We start from the raw sequence: 6328 nt of genomic DNA on the forward strand, positions 1-6328 counted from the left end.
TGCCGCATTCTGCCGCAACCAGCCATACCTCAGCTTGTCGATTCAGAGCGCCTCAAGGGTTCGCTGCGCCGGGCTTACGCCCGCCCTTGACCCGCTAACATCACCCACTCGGAATTCAAAAGAGGCACACGCGCCCTATTGATTTTCCCAACTCGGTCGATGGCAGTTCACCAAAACGCCTTCGATATTCCATGGCGAATTTTCCCTTGTTGAGGAACCCCAGGCTTTCGGCGATCCTGCCCACGCTGACCTTGGGATCGTCAGGATGCCGCAGCGCTTCCCGCGCAGCGATCAACCGACGCTCCAACAACCACTTTCCAGGCGTGGTACCCAAAAAATTTTCGAAAGACAAAAAGATCGACCGTCGCGACACGCCGCAGTGAACGGCGATATCGCAAACACTTACAGGCGCGCGAACCTTGCTCTCAATGAAGTCGACGGCGCGTGCGACAATCTCACGCGCGCCTCGGCTTTTGTCATCGAGCGCATGGTTCACATTGCTCGGCTGCTGCTGCAGCAAGATCCTGCAGAGTGTTTCGGCTACCATCGCCCGGGCATAGACCTTCCCACGCTCGGTTTCCTGCGCGGACTCGAGCTTCGCAACGAACGCAATGACCGACAAGATATTTCGACACGCCTGGGAATCCGGGGACAGACTCGTGGCAAATATTACAGGCGCTATCATCGGTGCCCCGTTGATAGCGGTTCCGATTCTCTCGATCAAATTCTTGGGTATCTGAATGAGCAAAATATCGTAGTCCGCATCCACACTAAGTCGAAATGTCGGCCATGGACTGAAAACGCCAAAAGAATGCGTGGACAGCCGTTGCTCTTCGCGATCCTGCGTACAGACTGCTTTCCCACTGACGGGAAGCGTGACGAGGTAGTAATCGTCCAACCGATCGAGGTCGACGACTATCGAACTGGGTGCGCCCCAGCGATATCTCATCATCGAGACATCACCGACGGGTAGGCAACTGACAATCGCGCTGTGGGTTGCGGGACCCAACTGCTGCAATCTATGCTCGCTCAATTGCTCCGCGGTGAGCTGCTGCATCGCCTCGGCATCATGGAGCTCGTGACGAAGCGGAGCTTGGCGATCGATCGCATAGAGAAGATCGGCAATCATGTTGAGTGCCTCGAATAAATTTCAGTGAGCTTCAGCGATGCACGGCGAGGGGCGGTGCAACCCAAGCTCCTGCTCGTCCGTTACCTCGATGGGAAGCAGCCTGCTCGATCCGTTTTGAAGATCGAGGCGGTAGCCGTGGCCATAGGTTGCACGGAGCGTCACGCCGTATTCTCCGTTGAGGAAAAGTTTCTTGCGAAGTTGATAGACGTGCTGATCCAGCGTATGCCCGACGATCAGTTCGTCTTTCCCCCATACGCACAGTGCAATATTGCGCCTAACAATTCCCCTTGGCCCGTATGAAAAAAGCAACCACGCAAGTGAGAATTCCCTGGGCGTCAGAGGAATACGCAAGTTACCAATCTCCACCGTCTGGCCAGCCCTATCCAGGACATAGCCGCCCAAACGCCGCGTATTACCTCGCGTCGATGTTTCGAGGCCTCTCGTTTGCGCCAGCATGACATGCCAGGAGACCTCGATAGCATCTACGGGGGCGGTGAGTATGTGGTCGGCTCCCGTGTCGATTATTCTCATGACTGCCTCCTGTTCGACCCCGCAGGGAAGGACGATCGTCACCGGGCATCGCGGGGGCTGGGCACAGCGAAAACAGATCGCCAAAATGCTTTCGACCCCAAGCGAATAGTCGACGAACGCGAGGCCATAATCAAATCGGTCAACTGCATGGATCAGAGTCGCTTCGCAATCGAAGCATGACACGTCGACGCATGTGTGAACAAGCTTCTTCCTCAGATCGTCTTTGAAGAGTTGTGACGCACTGCAGATCGCGATCCTTGTCATGCTCACCTCGTGCGAGACGCCGGCCGTCGGATGGTCTGTTTATATCCGCCCGCGCGTCATCTATGCAAGCGGCATGCACTACAAGGATATCAACATTACAACCGTAAAGTCCGTCACGTTCTCAGCGCGCGCTCTTCCGAGGTGCGGTGCGGTGCACTGCGAACCGTCAGCAGAAACGCCATGAGAAGGTTTGAGAATTCGTCTGTCTGAAATCTTGTATTACTGAGAGCCACCGAGCGCGTGTCTTTCGATTTCACTGCTCTCCTCTTCCCCTGTTCTCGATCATGCTGACGCAAGCGCAACCCTCCAACCGCGCCCGCACCGGGCGCGTCATCGTGCTCGACGACGAAGCAGAGATACGCGGCATGCTGCAGCGATTTCTGGCCGGGCAAGGTTTCGAGGTTCGAGCGGTGCGCGATGCCGCGCAACTCGATGCGTGCCTCGAGCGCCAACCCTATGACGTGCTCGTGCTCGACGTCACGATGCCGGGCGAAGACGGGCTATCGATCTGCCGTCGATTGCGCGCACGGGGCAACACTGTTCCGATCCTGATGATGAATGCGCCTGCTGACCCGCTGGATAGGGTCATCGGGCTCGAAATGGGCGCTGACGACTACTTGGACAAACCGTTCGTGCCGAGTGAACTTGCCGCACGCATTCGCGCGATGCTGCGCCGTCAGCAGTTCATCTTGCGCACCCAGACTCTGCGTGGCGAGTTCCTGCCCATCGCACAAGCGCCTGTGCTGCGCTTCGGTCCATTCAGTCTTGACTTGCAGCGCGAGGAGCTTTCGAAAGGCGATATGCGAATGCCACTCAGTTTTGCAGAATTGCGGCTGCTTTGCGCACTGGCCGCCACGCCCAACCGTCCGGTCAGCCGTGCGAATCTCATCGAGCGAGCCCGTGGATGCGGCTATGAGGCTAACGACCGCAGTGTAGATGTACAGGTGCTGCGGCTCAGGCGGGCCATGGAGAGCGACGCATGCGCACCGCGATACCTCCGGACAGTCTGGGGAATCGGGTACATGCTCGTGGCGGAAACTGAACCTTGACGAAGCGGTTCGCGTTTGCGATCCGAACTTCGCGGGCTCGACATAAGGGTTCATGTGCAGGGCCAAAGTATGCAACGTCTGCTTCAAAGTCATTGCAACGGCTGCCATAACTTGCTTTCACGAGGTGAATTCATGAGGCGTGCGAACAGTAGCGATGCGACAACGAGTAAGCGAACAGGGCGACGTCGGCATCCGCCGGCCACCGATGCACCGTTACTTCCCTCGCATCGGGACAACCACGATGCAACCACTGCACTGCGTGGTTCGCTCCCGAATCTGAATTTTGTCTCCGGGGCCGCAATTGCCGACATGGCCACTGCCCGGCCTCGGCAAATCCGAAAACTTCGCGCATTGGTCCGTGGGATGGCGGTTTCCCAGATGCTGGGTACCGCATGCGAAATCGGATTACCAGACGCCATCAAGCCATACCAGGCCGTCGCCATCGAGAGCGTCGCGGGTATTCTTGGAGTCAACAGTGATGCACTTTGGCGTATGTCGCGAACGCTCGCTTCGTTTGGCGTTTTCGCCGTTGACGGCCAGCGTCGTATCGCGCACAACGACTTGTCGCTCTTGCTACGGCAAACTGGTGTTCCCTCGCAACATTGGGCTGCGCGTTTCTGGTCGGAGCCGGCAGCATGGTCAGCCTGGATGGAACTGCCACACGTTCTGCGCAGCGGCAAAGAGGGATTTGTGAAGGCGCATGGCAAACATTTTTTCGACTACATGAACGATTGCGATGACGCCGCATCGACCTATAGACAATACATGGCGAGCGGATATCCCGGCCGCCATGAAATCGTCGCCGCAAGTCTACGGCTCTCGCCCGGCAATGTCGTCATCGATGTTGGCGGCAACACCGGCGCGTTGATGCGTGCGATCGCGAGCCATCATGTCGGGATACGCGGAGTCGTCTACGATCAAAGCGAGACGATTCGCCTCGCCGAAACCGCCTGCAATCAGGACAACCTCGAATTCGTGCCGGGAAACTTCTTCGAAAAAGTTCCGGATGGAGGAGACGTCTATGTGCTCTCCTACATCCTGCACGACTGGCCAGACGAGCAGGCATTGCAAATTCTTCGCAGCTGTCGTGCAGCGATGAAGCCCGGCGCACGGCTTGTCATCGTCGAGCGCGTGCTGCACGACGACCCAACTCGTTGTGACCCATACGACCTCCTGCTGGACATGAACATGCTCGTCTTGCATCAAGGTCACGAACGCACCGCGGAGCAATTCGACGCTCTGATGACACAGTCTGGTTTTACGCCCATTCGCGTGCGTAAGAGACACTCCGCATTTTGCGTGGCTGAAGCCAGTGTGTTGTAAATGCACACGTCGTCTTGAACTCGGAAGGGACCGGGCCGGCTTCCGAGCTGTCAAATCTCAATTTGGAGATCGGAATGAAACGATGCATGGCCACGGTAGGGCTGGGTGGAAGGCTGCCCCAAAAGCTCGAGGCGATCGCGGCAGCAGGCTTTGACAGCGTCGAACTTGTCGATGTGGATTTAGCTGCTTTCGATGGAAATGCTAAGACGGTAAGGCGCATCGCGAGTGAACTGGGGTTGGACATTGCCACGTTTCAACCCTTAAGGGATTTCGAAGGTGGCCCGCGGGCGCAAGTGAAGGCGAGCCTTGACCGCGCCGATGCGCTGTTCGACGTCACGCAGACATTAGGGGCGTCACTTCTGCTCATGTGCAGCAATGTGTCGGGGGATACTGTCGCGGACGACGACGTAGTAGTCGACGATCTGCGAATGCTGGCCAAGCGTGCGCTTGACCGAGGGTTGCGCCTTGGCTACGAAGCACTATCGTGGGGCCGCTACGTCAGTTCCTATCAGGATGCATGGCGAATCGTTCAGCGCGTGGGGGCGGCAAACTTCGGGCTTGTTCTCGATAGCTTTCACGCATTTTGCCGAGCGGACGACCTGAGCCCAATCGCGACCATTCCCGTTGACCGCATATTCTTTGTCCAGCTCGCCGACGCGCCGAAACTGGATCTGGATTTCCTCTCGTGGAGCCGGCGCTTTCGATGTCACCCGGGACAGGGCGATTTCGACTTGACGCGCTTTTTGATGCCTCTGATGGAAAATGGCTACGACGGCCCTGTCTCGCTGGAGATCTTCAACGAAGCATATCGCTTGCTACCGCCTGGCGAAGTTGCAAGCAAAGGCTTCGACTCGCTCCGACAATTGCTGGACAACGTTGCGGCAACCTCCTGAAGTGGCCAGTGCTCGAAGCTGGAGCGCCTAACTAGGGCATCTCACGGTCGGCGGGCAATCAACCCAACTCTTTCGCGGCCGTCCAGGCCAACACCGGACGGCAGTGCACCCTCCTCCTCTCCGAAATACCGAGCCTCGTCTACTACGAAACCGTGCTTCTCGAAAACCCATTGAAGGTCATCCAAGCAAATGTGGTTGACCTCCTTCGGAAGATTAGCAATGAAGTACGGCTCCGAGCTGAATCGCGCAAGATCGTCGATCTGACCTGCCCATCTGATCCCGCTCCTGCGTCGCTCCTCAAAAATCGGCAAGAAGGAGCTCACATGCTGAATATATGGGGTGAAGGACACCACAATCGCCTTGCCGCCGGGAGCGATCCAGCGACTGAGCTTCTGCAGCGCGACCTCGATTTCGTCTCCCCGCAGGAACGGCAGGACTTGCGACAGGTAGACAGCTCCTAGCGAGGCGGGTTCCATATCGAAATCAGGAAATCTATCGCGCAAGAGCGTCAGCCTGCATCGCGCGCCCGGATCGGCCACCTTCGCAATTGTCGAAAGATGCGCCTCGTTTATGTCAACTGAAATTACGCTCGCACCGGTGTGCAGCGCGGGAAGTGTCGCGATTCCATAAGCTGCGCCCACGTCCATCACGGGAAGCGAGGACGTACTGGCAACCTGAACGAATGCCCGTCCGAAGGACGTCAATGCATAGCTGAACCCGGTCCTGTTATTTGTCAGTTCGGCGGTTGCGCAGTGGTGATCTTGGAGTGCTGCATCGAAATGTCGACGCCCGTGGGTGCACATCAAGTACCTCTCACGTGGAGTTCTTCGAGGGGGCCAGAAGCCGGATCCCATCGGATCGCGACTCTCTATGCTTTCTCGGGAAGTCCAGCCTTCCCCCCTTCCCCCGCGAAGTTCTGGTGCAAGACACGAACCGATGCTACCGGGCAAAGCGGTACTGTCAGGTTGTTACAGAAGTCGGCGTACCCGGGGCGAAAGTGGAATCCCAGATATTTATGCCTCTTTTGAATTCCGAGTGGGTGATGTTAGCGGGTCAAGGGCGGGCGTAAGCCCGGCGCAGCGAACCCTTGAGGCGCTCTGAATCGACAAGCTGAGGTATGGCTGGTTGCGGCAGAATGC

6 protein-coding genes are annotated in these 6328 nt (G+C 57.4%); 3 read left to right on the top strand and 3 right to left on the bottom strand.

The window, feature by feature from the left end; translation table 11 throughout:
- Positions 1–115 precede the first annotated feature (115 nt).
- On the bottom strand, positions 116–1129 hold the full coding sequence (locus tag GWC77_RS26625) for an AraC family transcriptional regulator (RefSeq protein ID WP_173262144.1): 1014 nt from the start codon (positions 1127–1129) through the stop codon (positions 116–118).
- A gap of 21 nt (positions 1130–1150) precedes the next feature.
- Positions 1151–1924: a response regulator transcription factor gene (locus tag GWC77_RS26630; protein WP_173262166.1), complete on the bottom strand. Its 774-nt coding sequence runs from the start codon at positions 1922–1924 to the stop codon at positions 1151–1153.
- A 284-nt stretch (positions 1925–2208) separates the two neighbouring features.
- Between GWC77_RS26630 and GWC77_RS26635 the strand changes: the two genes are divergently transcribed.
- The 3 genes from GWC77_RS26635 to GWC77_RS26645 all read left to right on the top strand — a co-directional run bounded on the left by GWC77_RS26635 (position 2209) and on the right by GWC77_RS26645 (position 5189).
- On the top strand, positions 2209–2973 hold the full coding sequence (locus GWC77_RS26635; protein WP_173262168.1) for a response regulator: 765 nt from the start codon (positions 2209–2211) through the stop codon (positions 2971–2973).
- A 378-nt stretch (positions 2974–3351) separates the two neighbouring features.
- Positions 3352–4296: a methyltransferase gene (locus GWC77_RS26640; protein WP_173262171.1), complete on the top strand. Its 945-nt coding sequence runs from the start codon at positions 3352–3354 to the stop codon at positions 4294–4296.
- 74 nt (positions 4297–4370) lie between these two features.
- Positions 4371–5189 carry a sugar phosphate isomerase/epimerase gene (locus tag GWC77_RS26645; RefSeq protein ID WP_173262174.1) on the top strand — a complete coding sequence of 273 codons (819 nt, stop codon included), beginning with the start codon at positions 4371–4373 and terminating at the stop codon, positions 5187–5189.
- 41 nt (positions 5190–5230) lie between these two features.
- On the opposite strand, the gene GWC77_RS26650 is transcribed toward GWC77_RS26645, so the two are convergent.
- Positions 5231–5992 (bottom strand): class I SAM-dependent methyltransferase, encoded by a 762-nt coding sequence (locus GWC77_RS26650; RefSeq protein WP_254367199.1) that lies wholly within the window; start codon positions 5990–5992, stop codon positions 5231–5233.
- Between the last annotated feature and the right edge of the window lie 336 nt (positions 5993–6328).

Origin of the sequence: Paraburkholderia sp. NMBU_R16 (assembly GCF_013282575.1) — a bacterium.
Taxonomy (GTDB): Bacteria; Pseudomonadota; Gammaproteobacteria; order Burkholderiales; family Burkholderiaceae; genus Trinickia.

What these genes read in the sequence shown, in the direction of transcription:
- GWC77_RS26625 (WP_173262144.1), bottom strand. Translation starts at nt 1,129, where the DNA reads ATGATTGCCGATCTTCTCTATGCGATCGATCGCCAAGCTCCGCTTCGT.
- GWC77_RS26630 (WP_173262166.1), bottom strand. Translation starts at nt 1,924, where the DNA reads ATGACAAGGATCGCGATCTGCAGTGCGTCACAACTCTTCAAAGACGAT.
- GWC77_RS26635 (WP_173262168.1), top strand. Translation starts at nt 2,209, where the DNA reads ATGCTGACGCAAGCGCAACCCTCCAACCGCGCCCGCACCGGGCGCGTC.
- GWC77_RS26640 (WP_173262171.1), top strand. Translation starts at nt 3,352, where the DNA reads ATGCTGGGTACCGCATGCGAAATCGGATTACCAGACGCCATCAAGCCA.
- GWC77_RS26645 (WP_173262174.1), top strand. Translation starts at nt 4,371, where the DNA reads ATGAAACGATGCATGGCCACGGTAGGGCTGGGTGGAAGGCTGCCCCAA.
- GWC77_RS26650 (WP_254367199.1), bottom strand. Translation starts at nt 5,992, where the DNA reads ATGTGCACCCACGGGCGTCGACATTTCGATGCAGCACTCCAAGATCAC.